Annotated in this window: 15 protein-coding genes; all 15 read left to right on the top strand. The window is 69.0% G+C overall.

The features are described 5' to 3' along the window. Positions 1 to 11: 11 nt before the first annotated feature. Positions 12 to 443, top strand: a complete 432-nt coding sequence (gene rplK / locus GA0074704_RS28085) for a 50S ribosomal protein L11 (protein ID WP_088973255.1) — start codon at positions 12 to 14, stop codon at positions 441 to 443. Between the two features lie 79 nt (positions 444 to 522). After that, a complete protein-coding gene (rplA, locus tag GA0074704_RS28080) occupies positions 523 to 1,239 on the top strand; it encodes a 50S ribosomal protein L1 (RefSeq protein ID WP_088973254.1) in 717 nt (238 codons plus the stop codon). Positions 1,240 to 1,317: 78 nt separating this feature from the next. Next, positions 1,318 to 2,097 carry an ATP-binding cassette domain-containing protein gene (locus GA0074704_RS28075; protein WP_088973253.1) on the top strand — a complete coding sequence of 260 codons (780 nt, stop codon included), beginning with the start codon at positions 1,318 to 1,320 and terminating at the stop codon, positions 2,095 to 2,097. Continuing rightward, the gene (locus tag GA0074704_RS28070; RefSeq protein ID WP_088973252.1) at positions 2,094 to 2,783 is read left to right on the top strand and encodes a hypothetical protein; all 690 of its coding nucleotides are present in this window, start codon (positions 2,094 to 2,096) and stop codon (positions 2,781 to 2,783) included. Before GA0074704_RS28075 ends, GA0074704_RS28070 begins: the two co-directional genes overlap by 4 nt. A gap of 333 nt (positions 2,784 to 3,116) precedes the next feature. Then, positions 3,117 to 3,665 carry a 50S ribosomal protein L10 gene (gene rplJ / locus GA0074704_RS28065; protein WP_088973251.1) on the top strand — a complete coding sequence of 183 codons (549 nt, stop codon included), beginning with the start codon at positions 3,117 to 3,119 and terminating at the stop codon, positions 3,663 to 3,665. A gap of 54 nt (positions 3,666 to 3,719) precedes the next feature. Further along, the gene (gene rplL, locus GA0074704_RS28060) at positions 3,720 to 4,109 is read left to right on the top strand and encodes a 50S ribosomal protein L7/L12 (RefSeq protein ID WP_088973250.1); all 390 of its coding nucleotides are present in this window, start codon (positions 3,720 to 3,722) and stop codon (positions 4,107 to 4,109) included. Between the two features lie 575 nt (positions 4,110 to 4,684). Beyond that, positions 4,685 to 8,116, top strand: a complete 3,432-nt coding sequence (gene rpoB / locus GA0074704_RS28055) for a DNA-directed RNA polymerase subunit beta (RefSeq protein WP_088973249.1) — start codon at positions 4,685 to 4,687, stop codon at positions 8,114 to 8,116. Positions 8,117 to 8,280: 164 nt separating this feature from the next. Continuing rightward, complete coding sequence (locus tag GA0074704_RS28050; RefSeq protein WP_088973248.1) at positions 8,281 to 12,168, top strand: DNA-directed RNA polymerase subunit beta'; 3,888 nt, start codon at positions 8,281 to 8,283, stop codon at positions 12,166 to 12,168. 84 nt (positions 12,169 to 12,252) lie between these two features. After that, positions 12,253 to 12,621 carry a hypothetical protein gene (locus GA0074704_RS28045; protein ID WP_088974034.1) on the top strand — a complete coding sequence of 123 codons (369 nt, stop codon included), beginning with the start codon at positions 12,253 to 12,255 and terminating at the stop codon, positions 12,619 to 12,621. Between the two features lie 623 nt (positions 12,622 to 13,244). After that, positions 13,245 to 13,598, top strand: coding sequence for a hypothetical protein (locus GA0074704_RS29140; RefSeq protein WP_172880826.1), 354 nt, complete (start codon positions 13,245 to 13,247; stop codon positions 13,596 to 13,598). A 474-nt stretch (positions 13,599 to 14,072) separates the two neighbouring features. After that, the gene (gene rpsL / locus GA0074704_RS28035; protein WP_007465318.1) at positions 14,073 to 14,447 is read left to right on the top strand and encodes a 30S ribosomal protein S12; all 375 of its coding nucleotides are present in this window, start codon (positions 14,073 to 14,075) and stop codon (positions 14,445 to 14,447) included. A 1-nt stretch (position 14,448) separates the two neighbouring features. Beyond that, positions 14,449 to 14,919, top strand: a complete 471-nt coding sequence (rpsG, locus tag GA0074704_RS28030) for a 30S ribosomal protein S7 (RefSeq protein WP_088973247.1) — start codon at positions 14,449 to 14,451, stop codon at positions 14,917 to 14,919. A gap of 75 nt (positions 14,920 to 14,994) precedes the next feature. Beyond that, entirely contained in the window at positions 14,995 to 17,091 is a 2,097-nt protein-coding gene (gene fusA, locus GA0074704_RS28025; protein WP_088973246.1) for an elongation factor G, read from the top strand. A 222-nt stretch (positions 17,092 to 17,313) separates the two neighbouring features. Continuing rightward, the gene (tuf, locus tag GA0074704_RS28020; protein ID WP_088973245.1) at positions 17,314 to 18,507 is read left to right on the top strand and encodes an elongation factor Tu; all 1,194 of its coding nucleotides are present in this window, start codon (positions 17,314 to 17,316) and stop codon (positions 18,505 to 18,507) included. 354 nt (positions 18,508 to 18,861) lie between these two features. After that, a complete protein-coding gene (rpsJ, locus tag GA0074704_RS28015; RefSeq protein WP_007073037.1) occupies positions 18,862 to 19,170 on the top strand; it encodes a 30S ribosomal protein S10 in 309 nt (102 codons plus the stop codon). Positions 19,171 to 19,179 lie beyond the last annotated feature (9 nt).

Genomic DNA, 19,179 nt, shown 5'->3' with positions numbered 1-19,179 from the left:
CAGGAAGTGACATGCCTCCGAAGAAGAAGCTCGTCAAGACGTTCACGCTTCAGCTGAAGGCCGGCCAGGCCACCCCGGCTCCGCCGGTCGGCCCGGCGCTCGGTCAGCACGGCGTGAACATCATGGAGTTCTGCAAGTCGTACAACGCGCAGACCGAGTCCCAGCGGGGCGACATCGTCCCCGCCGAGATCAGCGTGTACGAGGACCGGAGCTTCACCTTCGTCCTGAAGACCCCGCCCGCCGCCCGGCTGCTGCTCAAGGCCGCCGGCGTGGACAAGGGCTCCGGCGTCCCGCAGAAGGACAAGGTCGGCTCGGTCACCATGACCCAGGTGCGCGAGATCGCCGAGAAGAAGATGGTCGACCTCAACGCCAACGACGTGGACCAGGCTGCGAAGATCATCGCCGGCACCGCCCGGTCGATGGGCATCGTCGTCAACGACTGACGTCGTCCACCTTCCAGATCAGTTCGTGGGAGGGCGCGCGGTCGCCGCGGCCCGCCAGCAACCACAGGAGTATCGAGAAATGCAGCGCAGCAAGAGCTACCGCAAGGCCGCCGACGTCATCGACCGGTCGAAGCTGTACACCCCCGCCGAGGCCGTCAAGCTGGCCAAGGAGACCACCAACGTCAAGTTCGACGCCACGGTCGAGGTCGCGATGCGCCTCGGCGTCGACCCCCGCAAGGCGGACCAGATGGTCCGCGGCGTGGTCAACCTGCCGCACGGCACCGGTAAGACCGCCCGCGTGATCGTGTTCGCCGCCGGCGCGAAGGCCGAGGAGGCCGCCGCCGCCGGTGCCGACGAGGTGGGCACCGACGAGCTGGTCGCCCGGATCCAGGGCGGTTGGCTGGACTTCGACGCGGCGATCGCCACCCCGGACCAGATGGCCAAGATCGGCCGGATCGCGCGGATCCTGGGCCCGCGCGGCCTGATGCCGAACCCGAAGACGGGCACGGTGACCATGGACGTCACCAAGGCCGTTCAGGACATCAAGGGCGGCAAGATCACCTTCCGGGTGGACAAGCACTCCAACCTGCACCTGATCATCGGCAAGGCCTCGTTCGGCGAGAACCAGCTGATCGAGAACTACGCCGCCGTCCTCGACGAGGTGCTCCGCGCCAAGCCGTCGGCGGCCAAGGGCACGTACCTGAAGAAGGTCACCCTGACCACCACCATGGGCCCGGGCGTCCCGGTCGACCCGAAGGTGGTCAAGAACCTCCAGGAGACCGGCGCCGAGGGCTGAGCGTCGCCTCCCGCGAAGGGGCCCCGCCACGGATGTGGCGGGGCCCCTTCCGTCTGCCGGTTGTGGCACGCTCACGGCATGCGACTGGAGGACGTCTGGCTCCGGTACCGGCGCGGCGGCCCCTGGGTGCTGCGGGCGGCGACGGTGACCATCGGCCCGGGCGAGGTGGCGCTGGTGCTGGGCCGCAACGGGGCCGGCAAGTCCACCCTGCTGCAACTCGCCGCCGGCGTGCTCACCCCGACCCGGGGCAGGGTGCTCGACCGCCCCCGGCGGGTGGGCTGGGTGCCCGAGCGCTTCCCCGCCGACCAGCCGTTCACCGTGGACGCCTACCTGACCGCCATGGGACGGGCCGCCGGCCTGCCGGCGACCGACACGGCCGGCGCGGTCGACCGCTGGACGGACCGGCTGGGCCTGACCCGGTTCCGGGGCGTCCGGTTGGCCGAGCTGTCCAAGGGGACGGCGCAGAAGGTCGGCCTGGCCCAGGCGATGCTCCGCCGCCCCGGCCTGCTGGTGCTCGACGAGCCGTGGGAGGGCCTGGACGCGGCGGCCCGCGAGCTGGTCCCCGGCCTGGTCGACGAGGTGCTGGCAGCGGGCGGGTCGGTGCTGGTCAGCGACCACCGGGGGGAGACGGTCCGGCTGCCGGGCGCCGCCCGGTGGACGGTCGCCGACGGCACGGTCGCCACCGGGCCGGCGGCCGTCGCGCCAGCGGCGGCGCACGTGGTGGTCGAGGTCTCGGTGCCGGCCGCGCGGGCGGCGGGCACCGTCGCCCGCTTGCGCGCCGACGGCCACCACGTCCTGCGGGTACGCGCCGACTCCTCCCCGCCCGACGCCCCCGCGCCGACGGAGGCGACGCCGTGAGCGGGCTGGTCCGGATGCGGCTGGTCGGCTTCCTGCGTACCGGCCGGGCGGTCGCCCCGCTCCTGGCCGGCCTGTTGGCCCTCGCCGTGCTGTACGGCGGCGGTCGGGCCCGGCCGGCGGAGGCGTACGGCGTCTCGGCCGTGGTGCTCTTCCCGGTGCTGGCCTGGCAAACCAAGATCCTGCTCGACGTGGAGCCGGACGTGCAGCGCCGGCTGGCCCTGGTGCTGGTGGGCCCGGCCCGGGAACGCACGGCCGGGCTGCTGGCGGCGGCCCTGGCCGGCGCCGGCACGGTGGCCGTGGCGCTGGTCTTCCCGTGGGTGGTGGGCGGGGTGGTCGCGCCGTCCGGGGCGGGGGAGCAGTCGCTGCCGGTCGGGCTGGCCCTGGGCCTCTGGGCGCACCTGCTCGCCCTGCCACCCGCGGTGGCGCTCGGCGCCCTGGCCAGCCGGGCCGTGACCGGTTCCGCCGGGTACGGCGTCGCGGTGCTGGCGCTCGGCGCGGTCGGCACCCTGGCGCTGGGGCTGACCGGCTCGGTGGCGCCCTGGCTGGTGCCGCCGCTGCTGGCGACCGCCCGGGCGCTGGCGCAGGGAGTGGCGCCGGCCACCGGCGGGCTGCTGTCGGCCTGGGCGGGGGCCTGGACGACGGTGGTCCTGGCCGGCTACCTCCGGTGGCGCCGGGTGCGCCCCTGACGCCGGTCCGGTCGAGTGACCGGGCGCACTCCAGGGGCGATTTGGCGATCACGCGCCGTGTCGCGTAACCTTCTGCACGAAGTTCCACCCAGAGACCGCTGGTCACCGTGCCCCGGCACGGTCGAAGGTCCCGCGATGACGGGCGACCCGCGCAGGGCGGTAAGCGAAACTCGGCTGTGTTGAACCGCGGTCCGCCGACTGCGACGCGACCGGCCGGCCCTCGCCCCGTGCGCCCTGCGCCGGGGCTTTTCTCGTTGTCGTGTCGCCTCCGCCGCCGTCGCGAGCCACCGCTCGTCGACGGGGACCAGCCTCGAGCAACGAGAGAGGAGGGACATGGCGGACAAGCCGATCCGGTCCGACAAGGCCACGGCCGTCGCTGAGCTGACCGAGAGCTTCCGTAACTCCGGTGCCACGGTGCTGACCGAGTACCGCGGTCTGACGGTTTCCCAGCTCACCCAGCTGCGGCGCTCGCTCGGCAAGGAGACCAGCTACACCGTCGCGAAGAACACGCTGGCGAAGCGTGCGGCGAGCGACGCGGGTATCTCCGGCCTCGACGAGCTGTTCACCGGTCCTACCGCGCTGACTTTCGTTTCGGGCGACGTCGTCGAGGCGGCGAAGGGCCTTCGCGACTTCGCGAAGGCCAACCCGAAGCTCGTCATCAAGGGCGGCGTCTTCGAGGGCAAGGCCATTTCCGCGGCCGAGGTCACGAAGCTCGCCGACCTGGAGTCCCGCGAGGTGCTGCTGGCCAAGCTGGCCGGCGCGATGAAGGGCAACCTGAGCAAGGCCGCGGCCCTGTTCCAGGCTCCGCTCTCCAAGGCCGTCCGTACGGCGGCCGCCCTGGCGGACAAGAAGCGCGAGCAGGAGGGCGCCGAGGCGGCCTGAGGCCGCCCGGCGCACCAGATTCTTACCTAACAGTTTCAGGAAAGGACGCCAGACATGGCGAAGCTCAGCACCGACGAGCTGCTCGACGCGTTCAAGGAGATGACGCTGATCGAGCTCTCCGAGTTCGTGAAGCAGTTCGAGGAGACCTTCGAGGTCACCGCCGCCGCTCCGGTCGCGGTCGCCGCCGCCGGTGGTGCCGGTGGCGCCGCCGCTGCCCCGGCCGAGGAGGAGAAGGACGAGTTCGACGTCATCCTCGAGGCTGACGGTGGCAAGAAGATCCAGGTCATCAAGGTCGTGCGTGAGCTGACCGGCCTGGGCCTCAAGGAGGCCAAGGACCTGGTCGAGGCCGCTCCGAAGGCCGTCCTGGAGAAGGCCAACAAGGAGACCGCCGACAAGGCCAAGGCCAAGCTCGAGGGCGAGGGTGCCAAGGTCACCCTCAAGTGACCTTGCGTTGACCTGACGCGTGTCCGGCTCACGTGAGTCGGGGCACACCGCGTTCGCAGCGGGCGGTGATCCGGGAACGGATCACCGCCCGCTGTGGTTGGTACGGCACGGTGAGCAACGGCCTGAGCAGGGCGGCTGACGTCGACCTGGAGCGGCCCGGGGCGTCCGTGGCGGTAGCCCGCCGGAGGGAAAGACCCCGGCGAGCCGTAACCGGCCCTTGACGCGGGAGCACGCTGCCAGGCACGCTGACACCAGCAAGACCTTCCGCGCTTGCAACGGCTACCTCTTGGGTAATGGCAGCGGCACCACGCCGCTTCGACACCCGAGCGGCCCGACAGGAGCGTTGCGTTCCGAGCGGCCCGGCAGGCCCCGTTCTGAGGGGCTCCGAGGCAAGTTCCGCAACGTCCTGCGGGGTGGGCTGGACAGCGGTTAGCCTCTCGGCTACACTGCTAGTTTGCGCTGCCTTCCGACTTGACCCCTGCTCGGAAATGTCCGTTTACGGATAATTCTGGTGGGGTCATTGGAGTGCACGCGTACCAGCCGTTCTGCAGCACCGGTCCTCGGAAGGACGCATCTTGGCAGCTTCCCGCCCTGCGAAGACCAGTCGTACGTCGAGTGCTTTCGCTCCCCGCCGAGTTTCATTCGGTCGGATCACCGAACACCTCGAGGTCCCCAACCTCCTTGCCATCCAGAACGAGTCCTTCGACTGGCTCGTCGGCAACGAGGCTTGGCAGGGCCGGTCGGCGGACGACCCGCACGCACGATCGGGTCTCGCGGAGATCCTCGACGAGATCAGTCCCATTGAGGACTTCTCCGGCACCATGTCGCTGTCCTTCTCCGCTCCGCGCTTCGACGAGGTCAAGGCCTCGATCGAGGAGTGCAAGGAGAAGGACCTGACCTACTGCGCGCCGCTCTTCGTGACCGCGGAGTTCACCAACAACACCACTGGCGAGATCAAGAGCCAGACGGTGTTCATGGGTGACTTCCCGATGATGACGCCCAAGGGCACCTTCATCATCAACGGCACCGAGCGCGTCGTGGTCAGCCAGCTCGTCCGGTCCCCGGGCGTCTACTTCGACAAGCAGCCGGACAAGACCTCCGACCGCGACCTCTCCAGCGTCAAGGTCATCCCCAGCCGGGGTGCCTGGCTGGAGTTCGACATCGACAAGCGCGACACCGTCGGCGTCCGCATCGACCGCAAGCGCCGGCAGGCCGTCACGGTCCTGCTGAAGGCCATCGGATGGTCGGCCGAGCAGATCCGTGAGAAGTTCGGCTGGTCCGAGCTCATGATGACGACGCTCGAGAAGGACCACATCGCCGGCCAGGACGAGGCGCTACTCGACATCTACCGGAAGCTCCGCCCTGGCGAGCCGCCGACCCGTGAGAACGCCCAGACCCTGCTCGACAACCTCTTCTTCAACCCGAAGCGGTACGACGTCGCCAAGGTCGGTCGTTACAAGTTCAACAAGAAGCTCGAGCTGGACGTGCCGATCACCACCGGCACGCTGACCGAGGACGACATCGTCGCCACCGTGGAATACCTCTGCCGGCTGCACGCCGGTGAGGAGGGCTACGAGGCCGACGACATCGACCACTTCGGCAACCGGCGCCTGCGTACCGTGGGCGAGCTGATCCAGAATCAGGTCCGGGTCGGTCTCTCCCGGATGGAGCGGGTCGTCCGCGAGCGGATGACCACGCAGGACGTCGAGGCGATCACGCCGCAGACCCTGATCAACATCCGCCCGGTGGTGGCGGCGATCAAGGAGTTCTTCGGTACGTCGCAGCTGTCCCAGTTCATGGACCAGACCAACCCGCTGGCGGGCCTGACCCACCGGCGCCGGCTGAGCGCGCTCGGCCCGGGTGGTCTGTCCCGGGAGCGGGCCGGCTTCGAGGTCCGTGACGTGCACCCGTCCCACTACGGCCGGATGTGCCCGATCGAGACGCCGGAAGGCCCGAACATCGGCCTGATCGGCGCGCTCTCCACCTTCGCCCGGGTCAACCCGTTCGGCTTCATCGAGACGCCGTACCGGAAGGTCATCGACGGTCGGGTCACCGACCAGATCGACTACCTGACCGCGGACGAGGAGGACCGGTTCGTCAAGGCGCAGGCCAACGCCCCGCTGAAGTCGGACGGCACCTTCGCCGAGGACCGGGTCCTGTGCCGTCGTAAGGGCGGTGAGACCGAGGACGTCGTCCCCAGCGCCGTCGACTACATGGACGTGTCGCCGCGGCAGATGACCTCGGTCGCGACCGCGATGATCCCGTTCCTCGAGCACGACGACGCCAACCGGGCCCTGATGGGCGCGAACATGCAGCGGCAGGCCGTGCCGCTGGTGAAGGCGGAGTCGCCGCTGGTCGGCACCGGCATGGAATACCGTGCCGCGGTCGACGCCGGTGACGTCGTGGTGGCCGAGGTCGGGGGTCTCATCGAGGACCTCTGCGCGGACTACATCACCATCCACCAGGACGACGGCCACCGCCGGACGTACCTGCTGCACAAGTTCCGCCGCTCCAACGCCGGCTCCTGCGTCAACCAGAAGCCGGTCGTCTTCGAGGGCGACCGCGTCGAGGCCGGTCAGGTCATCGCCGACGGTCCGTGCACCGACGAGGGCGAGATGGCGCTCGGGCGCAACCTGCTCGTGGCGTTCATGTGCTGGGAGGGCCACAACTACGAGGACGCGATCATCCTGTCGCAGCGCCTCGTGCAGCAGGACGTGCTCACCTCGATCCACATCGAGGAGCACGAGGTCGACGCCCGGGACACCAAGCTCGGCCCGGAGGAGATCACCCGCGACATCCCCAACGTCTCCGAGGAGATGCTGGCGGACCTGGACGAGCGGGGCATCATCCGGATCGGCGCCGAGGTCGTCCCCGGCGACATCCTGGTCGGCAAGGTCACGCCCAAGGGCGAGACCGAGCTGACCCCGGAGGAGCGGCTGCTCCGCGCGATCTTCGGTGAGAAGGCGCGTGAGGTCCGGGACACCTCGCTGAAGGTGCCGCACGGCGAGACCGGCACGGTCATCGGTGTGCGTACCTTCTCCCGCGAGGACGGCGACGAGCTGCCGCCGGGCGTCAACGAGCTGGTCCGGGTCTACGTCGCCCAGAAGCGCAAGATCCAGGACGGCGACAAGCTCGCCGGCCGGCACGGCAACAAGGGCGTCATCTCCAAGATCCTGCCCGTCGAGGACATGCCGTTCCTCGAGGACGGAACGCCGGTCGACATCGTGCTGAACCCGCTGGGTGTGCCTTCCCGGATGAACATCGGGCAGGTGCTGGAGACCCACCTCGGCTGGGTGGCCAAGACCGGTTGGAAGGTCGAGGGCGACGACGAGGAGTGGAAGCGTCAGCTCCGCTCGATCGAGGCGCACGAGTCCGAGCCGGACACCAACGTGGCCACCCCGGTCTTCGACGGTGCCCGCGAGGAGGAGATCTCCGGTCTGCTCGCGTCGACCCTGCCCAACCGGGACGGCAAGCAGCTGATCGGGCGTACGGGTAAGGCGCAGCTGTTCGACGGTCGTTCCGGTGAGCCGCTGCCGGACCCGATCGCGGTCGGGTACGTCTACATCCTGAAGCTCAACCACCTGGTCGACGACAAGATCCACGCTCGGTCGACCGGTCCGTACTCGATGATCACGCAGCAGCCGCTGGGCGGTAAGGCCCAGTTCGGCGGCCAGCGCTTCGGTGAGATGGAGTGCTGGGCCATGCAGGCGTACGGCGCCGCCTACGCCCTGCAGGAGCTGCTGACCATCAAGTCCGACGACGTCCTCGGCCGGGTCAAGGTCTACGAGGCCATCGTCAAGGGCGAGAACATTCCCGAGCCGGGCATCCCGGAGTCGTTCAAGGTGCTGCTCAAGGAGCTGCAGTCGCTGTGCCTCAACGTCGAGGTGCTCTCCAGCGACGGCGTGGCCCTGGAGATGCGCGAGACCGACGACGAGGTGTTCCGGGCCGCGGAGGAGCTGGGCATCGACCTGTCCCGGCGCGAGCCGAGCTCGGTCGAAGAGGTGTGAGGTGGTGGTTCGGGGCGGGGTGACCGGCTCCAGCGCGGGTTCCAGGGCGCGATGCGAAGCGAGCGCGCTGGAACCCGCGAGGTCAGGCTTGATCCTTCCGCCGGTCACCCCGCCCCGAACCCCCCGAGTTAACTAGCTTTAAAGACGACGACATAGGGGACATAGTGCTCGACGTCAACTTCTTCGACGAGCTGCGCATCGGCCTCGCCACCGCCGACGACATCCGTCAGTGGTCGCACGGTGAGGTCAAGAAGCCCGAGACGATCAACTACCGCACGCTCAAGCCGGAAAAGGACGGGCTCTTCTGCGAGAAGATCTTCGGTCCGCAGCGGGACTGGGAGTGCTACTGCGGTAAGTACAAGCGGGTCCGCTTCAAGGGCATCATCTGCGAGCGCTGTGGCGTCGAGGTGACCCGTTCCAAGGTCCGTCGTGAGCGGATGGGGCACATCGAGCTGGCCGCTCCGGTGACCCACATCTGGTACTTCAAGGGCGTGCCGAGCCGGCTGGGCTACCTGCTGGACCTCGCCCCCAAGGACCTCGAGAAGATCATCTACTTCGCCTCGTACGTCGTGACGAGCGTGGACGCCGAGTCGCGTCACCGTGACCTCTCGACCATCGAGAACGAGATCCTCGCCGAGAAGCGGCAGTCCGAGAACAGCCGCGACTCGGAGATCGAGAAGCGCGCCGCCAAGCTGGAGGCCGACCTGGCCGAGCTGGAGGCCGAGGGTGCCAAGGCGGACGTCCGGCGCAAGGTCAAGGAGGGCGGAGAGCGCGAGATGCGCCAGATCCGCGACCGGGCCCAGCGCGAGATCGACCGCCTGGACGAGGTGCTCGACACCTTCCGCAAGCTGGAGCCGAAGCAGCTGGTCACCGACGAGCTGCTCTACCGCGAGCTGCGCGACCGGTTCGGCGAGTACTTCACCGGCGGCATGGGCGCCGAGGCCATCAAGGCCCTGGTCCAGAACATGGACCTGGACGCCGAGGCCGAGAGCCTGCGCGAGACGATCCGCTCCGGCAAGGGCCAGCGGAAGATTCGCGCGCTCAAGCGGCTGAAGGTCGTCGCGGCGTTCCTGAACACCCGCAACTCGCCGCTCGGCATGGTCCTGGACTGCGTCCCGGTCATCCCGCCGGACCTGCGCCCGATGGTGCAGCTCGACGGTGGCCGCTTCGCGACCTCCGACCTGAACGACCTGTACCGCCGCGTGATCAACCGGAACAACCGCCTCAAGCGGCTGATCGACCTCGGCGCGCCCGAGATCATCGTCAACAACGAGAAGCGGATGCTCCAGGAGGCCGTCGACGCGCTGTTCGACAACGGCCGTCGCGGCCGGCCGGTCACCGGCCCGGGTAACCGCCCGCTGAAGTCGCTCTCCGACATGCTCAAGGGCAAGCAGGGCCGGTTCCGGCAGAACCTGCTCGGCAAGCGCGTCGACTACTCCGGCCGTTCGGTCATCGTGGTCGGCCCGAAGCTGAAGCTGCACCAGTGCGGCCTGCCCAAGCAGATGGCGCTGGAGCTGTTCAAGCCGTTCGTGATGAAGCGGCTGGTCGACCTCAACCACGCCCAGAACATCAAGTCCGCCAAGCGGATGGTCGAGCGGCAGCGCCCGGTCGTGTGGGACGTGCTGGAAGAGGTCATCGGCGAGCACCCGGTGCTGCTCAACCGCGCGCCGACCCTGCACCGCCTCGGCATCCAGGCCTTCGAGCCGCAGCTGGTCGAGGGCAAGGCGATCCAGATCCACCCGCTGGTCTGCACCGCCTTCAACGCCGACTTCGACGGTGACCAGATGGCGGTCCACGTGCCGCTGTCCGCCGAGGCCCAGGCCGAGGCGCGGATCCTGATGCTGTCGTCGAACAACATCCTCAAGCCGGCCGACGGCAAGCCGGTCACCATGCCCACCCAGGACATGGTCATCGGTCTCTACCACCTGACCCACCTGACCCCGGGTGGCAAGGGCGAGGGCCGGGCGTTCAGCTCGGACGCCGAGGCCCGGATGGCCTTCGACAACGGTGAGCTGCACCTCCAGACGCCGGTCAAGATCCGTCTGCACGGCGTGATCGGGGTCGACAACGGCCGCGGCGCCGAGCCGTGGGTCGCGCCGGAGGACTGGACCGAGGGTGACCCGCTGACCGTGGAGACCACGCTCGGCCGGGTGCTGTTCAACGAGACGCTGCCGCAGGGCTACCGCTTCGTGAACTACGAGATCCGCAAGGGTCAGCTCTCCGCGATCGTCAACGACCTCGCCGAGCGCTTCCCGAAGGTGGCCCTGGCGGCCACCCTGGACGGCCTCAAGGAGGCCGGCTTCCACTGGGCCACCTGGTCCGGCGTCACCATCGGCATGGAGGACGTCATCGCTCCGCCGCGCAAGCGGGAGATCCTGGAGCGGTACGAGAAGGAAGCCGACCGGATCGACAAGCAGTACCAGCGTGGTCTGATGACCGCCGAGGAGCGTCGCGGCGAGCTCATCGAGATCTGGACCAAGGCGACCAACGAGGTCGCCAAGGAGATGGACACCGCGCTGCCGCAGGAGAACCCGCTGTGGAAGATGATCAACTCGGGTGCCCGCGGTAACCTGCTCCAGCTCCGGCAGATCGCGGCGATCCGTGGTCTGGTGGCCAACCCCAAGGGCGAGATCATCCCGCGACCCATCAAGGCGTCGTACCGGGAGGGTCTGTCCGTGCTGGAGTACTTCATCTCCACGCACGGTGCCCGTAAGGGTCTCGCGGACACCGCCCTGCGTACCGCCGACTCGGGTTACCTGACCCGGCGTCTGGTGGACGTCTCGCAGGACGTCATCATCCGCGAGGAGGACTGCGGCACCGACCGGGCCATCCCGATGCAGATCGGCGAGCGGGTCGACGGCAAGCTGGTCGTGCACGAGCACGCCGAGACCAGCGTGCACGCCCGGACCCTGGCCGACGACATCAAGGGGCCGGACGGCACCGTCGTCGCCCACCGGGGCGAGGACATCAACTCCATCGGGGTCGACAAGATCGTCGCCGCCGGGGTGGAGACGGTGCGGGTGCGCAGCGTGCTCACCTGCGAGTCGAAGCTGGGCGTCTGCGGCGCGTGCTACGGCCGCTCGCTGCCGACAGGCAAGACCGTGGACGTCGGCGAGGCGGTCGGCATCATCGCCGCCCAGTCGATCGGTGAGCCGGGTACGCAGCTGACGATGCGTACCTTCCACACCGGTGGTGTCGCGGGTGAGGACATCACCCAGGGTCTGCCCCGTGTCCAGGAGATCTTCGAGGCCCGGATCCCGAAGGGCAAGGCGCCCATCGCCGACACCCCCGGCCGGATCCGGATCGAGGACGGCGAGCGGTCGCGGAAGATCATCGTGGTGCCGGACGACGGCAGCGACGAGATCGTCTACGACAAGATCTCCAAGCGGGTGCGGCTGCGTACCCACGACGGGGACCACGTCGAGGTCGGCGAGAAGCTCACCGAGGGCACCATCGACCCGCACGAGCTGCTGCGCATCCTCGGCCCGCGCGCGGTCCAGGTCCACCTGACCCAGGAGGTCCAGGAGGTCTACCGCTCGCAGGGTGTACTCATCCACGACAAGCACATCGAGATCATCATCCGCCAGATGCTCAAGCGGGTGACGGTCATCGACTCCGGCTCGACCGAGTTCCTGCCGGGCGTGCTGGTCGACCGGGCGCTCTTCGAGTCGGAGAACCGCCGGCTCGTCGGCGAGGGTGGCGAGCCCGCCGCCGGTCGCCCGGTGCTGATGGGTATCACCAAGGCCTCGCTGGCCACCGACTCCTGGCTCTCGGCGGCCTCCTTCCAGGAGACCACCCGGGTGCTGACCGACGCGGCGATCAACTCGCGCAGCGACTCGCTGGTCGGCCTCAAGGAGAACGTGATCATCGGTAAGCTCATCCCGGCCGGTACGGGCATCAGCAAGTACCGCAACGTCCGGGTCGAGCCGACCGAGGAGGCGAAGGCCAAGGTCTACTCGATGACCGGCTACCCGGAGACCGACTACGGCTTCGGACCGGCCAGCGGGCAGGCGGTTCCGCTGGACGACTTCGACTTCGGGTCGTACCGCTAAGCAGTGCCAGCGACGAAGCCCCCGGCCCACCGGCCGGGGGCTTCGTCGTCTCCGCGGCCGTGGGAAACAGGCATGATGGAGGGCATGACGACCGCGCCCGGGCAGGTGCCCCTCGGGTACGCCGGCACCCGCCACCCGCTGGACCCGGACCCGGCCCGGGCGACGAAAGCCCGGGCGGTCTTCGCGCTTGGGCTGATCGCGGCGTTGACCGGCCTCTTCGTGGGCGGGGTGGTGCCCGCGACGATCGCGCTCCAGCTCTCCCGGCAGGCCCGGCGGGAGGCGTACGCCTCGGGCGGCTTCCTGACCGGCGCCGTCTGGCTGCGCCGGGGGGAGCGGCTGGCCTGGATCGGGCTGGTGCTCGGTGCGGTGGCCGTGGTGACCGCGGTGGTGGTCGGGGTGGTGCGGATGGCGGACGCGCCGTTCGGGCACGACTTCGCGCCGAACATGGACTGACCACCGGTGGATCGTTTCCCCGGCGGGCCCGGCCGGCGGGCGCCGCGACGGTAGCCTGGCCGGTGTCCGTCGCATGGCGGTGGCTGTGACTGGAGGAGGGGCTCGTGACGGAACCGGTGCCGCCAGCGGAGGGTGACCCGGGACGTTCCGGGGAGGATGCCGGGTCGCCCGAGGCCGACCGCTCCGGGGCGCGCTGGGACGAGCCGTCCAGCCTGCCCCCGGAGACCGCCTCCGTCGGGTACGCCCCACCGCCCGTTTCCGCGCCGGCCGCTCCGGTGTCCGGCTCGAACCCCTGGCCCGCGCCCGCCCCGATGCCTGCGGCGAACTCGTGGGGCACCCCTGGACCACCTGTCGCACCGGCCACTCCCGCCCCGGATCCCGGGTGGTCCGGTGACCGGGCGCCCCGCCCTTCGTCGTACCCCGGTGGCCCGTCCGGTGGCGGTCCGGGACCGTCATGGCAGCCGTCGCCGGTCGGGCCGGGGTGGCCGCCGGCGACGGCGCAGCACGCACCGGGGTGGCCGCCGGCCGGGGCGCAGCCCGGCTGGGGCGGTGCTCCGCGGCCGCCGCGGGAGCCGGCCCGGCCGCCGAAGCGGGTCGCACCGGTTCCCGGTACGCCGTTCGGCGTGGTCCACCTGGACGTGCCGCCGGTCACCTCCGGCCTGGCCACCGCCTCGCTGGGCGTCGGCGTGGTGTCGATCCTGATCTCGGTGCTGGTGCTCTGTTTCGGTATCGGTGGGCGCAGTTGGGGCGGTGGTGCCTGGCCGGCGGGCGCGTTCACCGTGCTGGGGACCATCGCCGGGACGGCCGGGATCGTGACCGGCCTGCTGGCGCTGCGGCAGATCCGCCGGCCGGTCTCGCCGCCGGAGGTCCGGTTCTCCGGCCGCGGCCTGGCCCGGGCCGGGCTGACCTGCGGTGCCGTCGGTGTCGGGCTGAGCCTGCTCGGCCTGCTGCTGGCCCTGGCGCTGCAGTTCGCGTGACGGCGGTCGCTCCGGGGCCGAGCGGTCGCGCGTCGGGTGAGCCGGTACACTTGACGCCGTAGGTGCCCATCGCGGGCGTACGGGGACGAGGGATGAGGTCATGGGGGCTGGGACGCAGCCCACTCGAGCCGTTCCGTTTTGACCTGTGCGGCTGTGGTAGGTACTCTTTCCCCTTGTGCCCGGGCCTGCCCGGGCAACTCGTGCGTGCGCTGGACCCGGCTCCGCCGGTGATCGCGCGGCGGCACGACACAAGCTCAAGACCCGGCGCGTGGTGTTCCGCGCGCCGGCGACAGAAAACCCGGTGACCAGCGCGAGCGACGACACCGGGCCGCGATCCGGGCGACACGCCCGACCGCGGGTGCCAGGACCGCCGCGAGGCGGCTCCTGGCTGGAATGTAGGAGAGCCGTCCATCCGGCCGGCTAGAGCAGACGGCGCGGTCGCTTCGCAGCGGCCGAAGGGAGCGGAGAAACCCGGTGCCCACCATTCAGCAGCTGGTCCGAAAGGGCCGCCAGGCCAAGACGACCAAGACCAAGACCCCGGCGTTGAAGGGTTCCCCTCAGCGGCGCGGCGTGTGCACCCGCGTGTACACCACCACCCCCAAGAAGCCGAACTCGGCGCTCCGCAAGGTCGCGCGTGTCAAGCTCAGCAGCCAGATCGAGGTGACCGCCTACATCCCGGGCGTGGGTCACAACCTGCAGGAGCACTCGATCGTGCTCGTCCGCGGCGGCCGGGTGAAGGACCTCCCCGGCGTGCGGTACAAGATCGTCCGCGGTTCGCTCGACACCCAGGGTGTCCGTAACCGCAAGCAGGCTCGCAGCCGTTACGGCGCGAAGAAGGAGAAGAGCTGACATGCCGCGTAAGGGACCCGCTCCGCGGAAGCCGCTGGTCGCTGACCCGGTGTACAACTCGCCGCTGGTCACCCAGCTGGTGAACAAGATCCTGCTGCGCGGCAAGCGTCAGCTCGCCGAGCGCATCGTGTACGCCGCCCTGGAGGGCTGCCGCGAGAAGTCCGGCACCGACCCCGTCGTCACCCTCAAGCGGGCGATGGACAACGTGAAGCCGACCCTCGAGGTCCGCAGCCGTCGGGTCGGTGGCGCCACCTACCAGGTTCCGGTCGAGGTGCGGCCCGCCCGCGCGACCACCCTGGGCCTGCGCTGGCTGGTCACCTACTCCAAGGCCCGTCGCGAGAAGACCATGATCGAGCGGCTGATGAACGAGCTGCTCGACGCGAGCAACGGTCTGGGTGCCGCCGTCAAGCGGCGCGAGGACACGCACAAGATGGCGGAGTCCAACAAGGCCTTCGCGCACTACCGCTGGTAACACCCTGGTTCCGGCGCCGGACCGGCGCCGGAACCGCCACCAGTTGTGTCGAGACGACGATAAGTAGGGATTGAAGTGGCCGCCGCAGACGCGCTCGCCAACGTACGCAACATCGGCATCATGGCGCACATCGATGCCGGTAAGACCACGACCACCGAGCGGATCCTCTTCTACACCGGTATCACGTACAAGATCGGTGAGGTCCACGAGGGCGCCGCCGTCATGGACTGGATGGAGCAGGAGCAGGAGCGTGGTATCACCATCACCTCCGCTGCTACCAAGTGTGAGTGGAAGGGCCACACGATCCAGATCATCGACACGCCCGGCCACGTCGACTTCACGGTCGAGGTCGAGCGGTCGCTGCGGGTGCTGGACGGTGCGGTCGCGGTCTACGACGGTGTCGCCGGCGTGGAGCCGCAGACGGAGAACGTCTGGCGCCAGGCCGACAAGTACAACGTCCCCCGGATGTGCTTCGTCAACAAGCTCGACCGGACCGGTGCCGACTTCTTCCGCTGCGTGCAGATGATGATCGACCGGCTGAACGCCACCCCGCTGGTGCTCCAGATCCCGATCGGGCTCGAGGGCGACCACATCGGCGTCGTGGACCTGGTCAACATGAAGGCGCTCACCTGGCGCGGGGAGACCCAGAAGGGTGAGGACTACGCGATCGAGGAGATCCCGGCCGACTTGGTCGACTCCGCGAACGAGTGGCGCGAGAAGCTCATGGAGACCCTGGCCGACGTCGACGACGCGGTGATGGAGAAGTACCTGGAGGGCGAGGAGATCTCCGTCGAGGAGATCAAGGCCGCCATCCGTCGGGCGACCATCGCCAGCAAGGCCAACCCGGTCCTCTGCGGCTCGGCGTTCAAGAACAAGGGCGTCCAGCCGATGCTCGACGCGGTGATCGACTACCTGCCGTCGCCGCTGGACATCCCGGCCATCGAGGGCACCGCCACCGACGGCGAGACCCCGATGCAGCGGAAGCCGTCCAAGAGCGAGCCGTTCTCGGGCCTGGCCTTCAAGATCCAGACCGACAAGCACCTCGGTAAGCTCACCTACGTCCGGGTCTACTCCGGCGTGGTCGAGTCCGGGTCCCAGGTGGTCAACTCCACCAAGGACCGCAAGGAGCGGATCGGCAAGATCTACCAGATGCACGCCAACAAGCGGGAAGAGCGCAGCTCGGCCCAGGCTGGCGACATCATCGCGGTGCAGGGTCTGAAGCAGACCACCACCGGTGACACCCTGTGCGACCCGGCGAACCCGGTCATCCTGGAGTCGATGACCTTCCCGGAGCCGGTCATCGAGGTGGCCATCGAGCCGAAGACCAAGGCCGACCAGGAGAAGCTCAGCACCGCCATCCAGCGGCTGGCCGAGGAGGACCCGACCTTCCGCGTCAAGCTGGACGACCAGACCGGTCAGACGGTCATCTCCGGCATGGGCGAGCTGCACCTGGACATCCTGGTCGACCGGATGCGCCGCGAGTTCAACGTCGAGGCGAACATCGGTAAGCCGCAGGTGGCGTACCGCGAGACCGTCCGCCGCAAGGTGGACAAGATCGAGTACACCCACAAGAAGCAGACCGGTGGTTCCGGCCAGTACGCCCGGGTGATCGTGAGTCTCGAGCCGCTGCCCCTGGGCAACGACGCGCCGACCTACGAGTTCGCCAACGCCGTCACCGGTGGCCGCATCCCTCGGGAGTTCATCCCGTCGGTGGACGCGGGCGCCCAGGACGCCATGCAGTACGGCATCCTCGCCGGCTTCCCGCTGGTGGGTGTCAAGCTGACGCTGCTGGACGGCCAGTACCACGAGGTCGACTCGTCGGAGATGGCGTTCAAGATCGCCGGCTCGATGGTGATGAAGGAGGCGGCCCGCAAGGCCGACCCCGCACTGCTCGAGCCGATGATGGCCGTTGAGGTCACCACCCCTGAGGAAAACATGGGTGACGTCATCGGCGACCTCAACTCCCGGCGGGGCATCATCCAGGCGATGGAGGAGCGCAGCGGCGCTCGCGTCGTCCGGGCCCTGGTGCCGCTGTCGGAGATGTTCGGCTACGTCGGCGACCTGCGGTCGAAGACCCAGGGCCGGGCTAGCTACAGCATGCAGTTCGACTCCTACGCCGAGGTTCCGCAGAGCGTGGCCAAGGAGATCATCGCCAAGGCGACCGGTGAGTGACGCTCACCTGAGCTGAGTCCGATGAGCCGGGGACGGTCGCGGGAGGGTTCTCCCGCCCGCGGCCACCTCGGTCGGGCTGTGTGAATCCGGGCCTGTAGGCTTCATCGCCGCAGAACCCACAAAGGCTCTCCGGCCGCCAGGCCGGAAAGGCTGTCGACAGAGTCCTAAGCGCCGACCGGCGCGCCGGGGCGAACGAACCAAGAAGTCCACAGGAGGACACCAGTGGCGAAGGCTAAGTTCGAGCGGACTAAGCCGCACGTCAACATCGGCACCATTGGTCACATCGACCACGGTAAGACGACGCTGACGGCGGCCATCACCAAGGTCCTGCACGACCAGTACCCGGACCTGAACCCGTACACGCCGTTCGACGAGATCGACAAGGCGCCCGAGGAGAAGGCTCGTGGTATCACGATCTCCATCGCGCACGTCGAGTACCAGACCGAGGCGCGGCACTACGCGCACGTCGACTGCCCCGGTCACGCCGACTACATCAAGAACATGATCACCGGTGCCGCGCAGATGGACGGCGCGATCCTGGTGGTGGCGGCGACCGACGGCCCGATGCCGCAGACCCGCGAGCACGTGCTGCTGGCCCGTCAGGTCGGTGTGCCGTACATCGTCGTGGCGCTCAACAAGAGCGACATGGTCGACGACGAGGAGCTCCTGGAGCTCGTCGAGCTCGAGGTCCGCGAGCTGCTCTCGTCGCAGGAGTACCCGGGTGACGACCTGCCGGTCGTCCAGGTCTCCGCGCTGAAGGCGCTCGAGGGCGACCCGGTCTGGACCGAGAAGCTGCTCCAGCTGATGAGCGCGGTCGACACCGCGATCCCGCAGCCGGAGCGCGAGACCGAGAAGCCGTTCCTCATGCCCGTCGAGGACGTGTTCACGATCACCGGTCGTGGCACCGTCGTCACCGGTCGTGTCGAGCGCGGCGTTCTCCTGCCGAACGAGGACGTCGAGGTCGTCGGCATCAAGGAGAAGGGCTTCAAGACCAAGGTCACCGCGATCGAGATGTTCCGGAAGACCCTGGACGACGCCCGCGCAGGCGAGAACGTGGGTCTGCTGCTGCGTGGCACCAAGCGCGAGGACGTCGAGCGCGGCATGGTCGTCATCAAGCCGGGCACCACGACCCCGCACACGGAGTTCGAGGCGACGGTCTACATCCTCTCCAAGGAGGAGGGCGGCCGGCACACCCCGTTCTTCCAGAACTACCGTCCGCAGTTCTACTTCCGGACCACGGACGTCACCGGTGTCGTCACGCTGCCCGAGGGCACCGAGATGGTCATGCCGGGCGACAACACCTCCATGACCGTGAAGCTGATCCAGCCGATCGCCATGGAGGACAACCTCAAGTTCGCGATCCGCGAGGGTGGCCGTACGGTCGGCGCTGGTCGCGTCACCAAGATCCTCAAGTGAGCTAGGTAACCCGATTGGCGTTGCCGTGCGTCCGTACGGCATACTGGTCAGGTTGCGCAACGACGGTTAGTCGCCCGTGTCCGGCGAAGCTGGACCTCCGGGAAAGACAAACAGTCGCGCGTAGGGTGGTTGATCACCACTGGTGATCAACCACCCTCGCACGGCGTCCAGATCGCTGTGATGCGATCGGCGTCTTGACCCACCGCGCGGTCAGCGAATCGCTCCGGAGTCCCGGGGCGGAGCCTGATCCGAGGGCGCGACACGCCCGACCGCGGGGGTCGGCGAAGTGGGCCTGCACCAGCCGGTGCAGGCGCCCGCAACACAGCGGCATCGAGAGAAGGAACAGAAGCCACCATGGCGGGACAGAAGATCCGCATCCGGCTCAAGGCCTATGACCACGAGGTCGTCGACTCCTCGGCGCGGAAGATCGTCGAGACGGTGACGCGTACCGGGGCGCAGGTCGCGGGCCCGGTGCCGCTGCCCACGGAGATCAACCGTTTCTGCGTTATCCGCTCGCCGCACAAGTACAAGGACTCGCGCGAGCACTTCGAGATGCGCACGCACAAGCGGCTGATCGACATCATCGACCCGACCCCGAAGACGGTCGACTCGCTCATGCGCCTCGACCTGCCGGCTGGCGTCGACATCGAGATCAAGCTGTAGGGATCGGAC

The sequence above is a fragment of the Micromonospora siamensis genome, from assembly GCF_900090305.1.
Taxonomy (GTDB): domain Bacteria; phylum Actinomycetota; class Actinomycetes; order Mycobacteriales; family Micromonosporaceae; genus Micromonospora; species Micromonospora siamensis.
The sequence above is the reverse complement of the archived record's forward strand: the minus strand, read 5'-3'. Positions and strand labels throughout refer to the sequence as shown.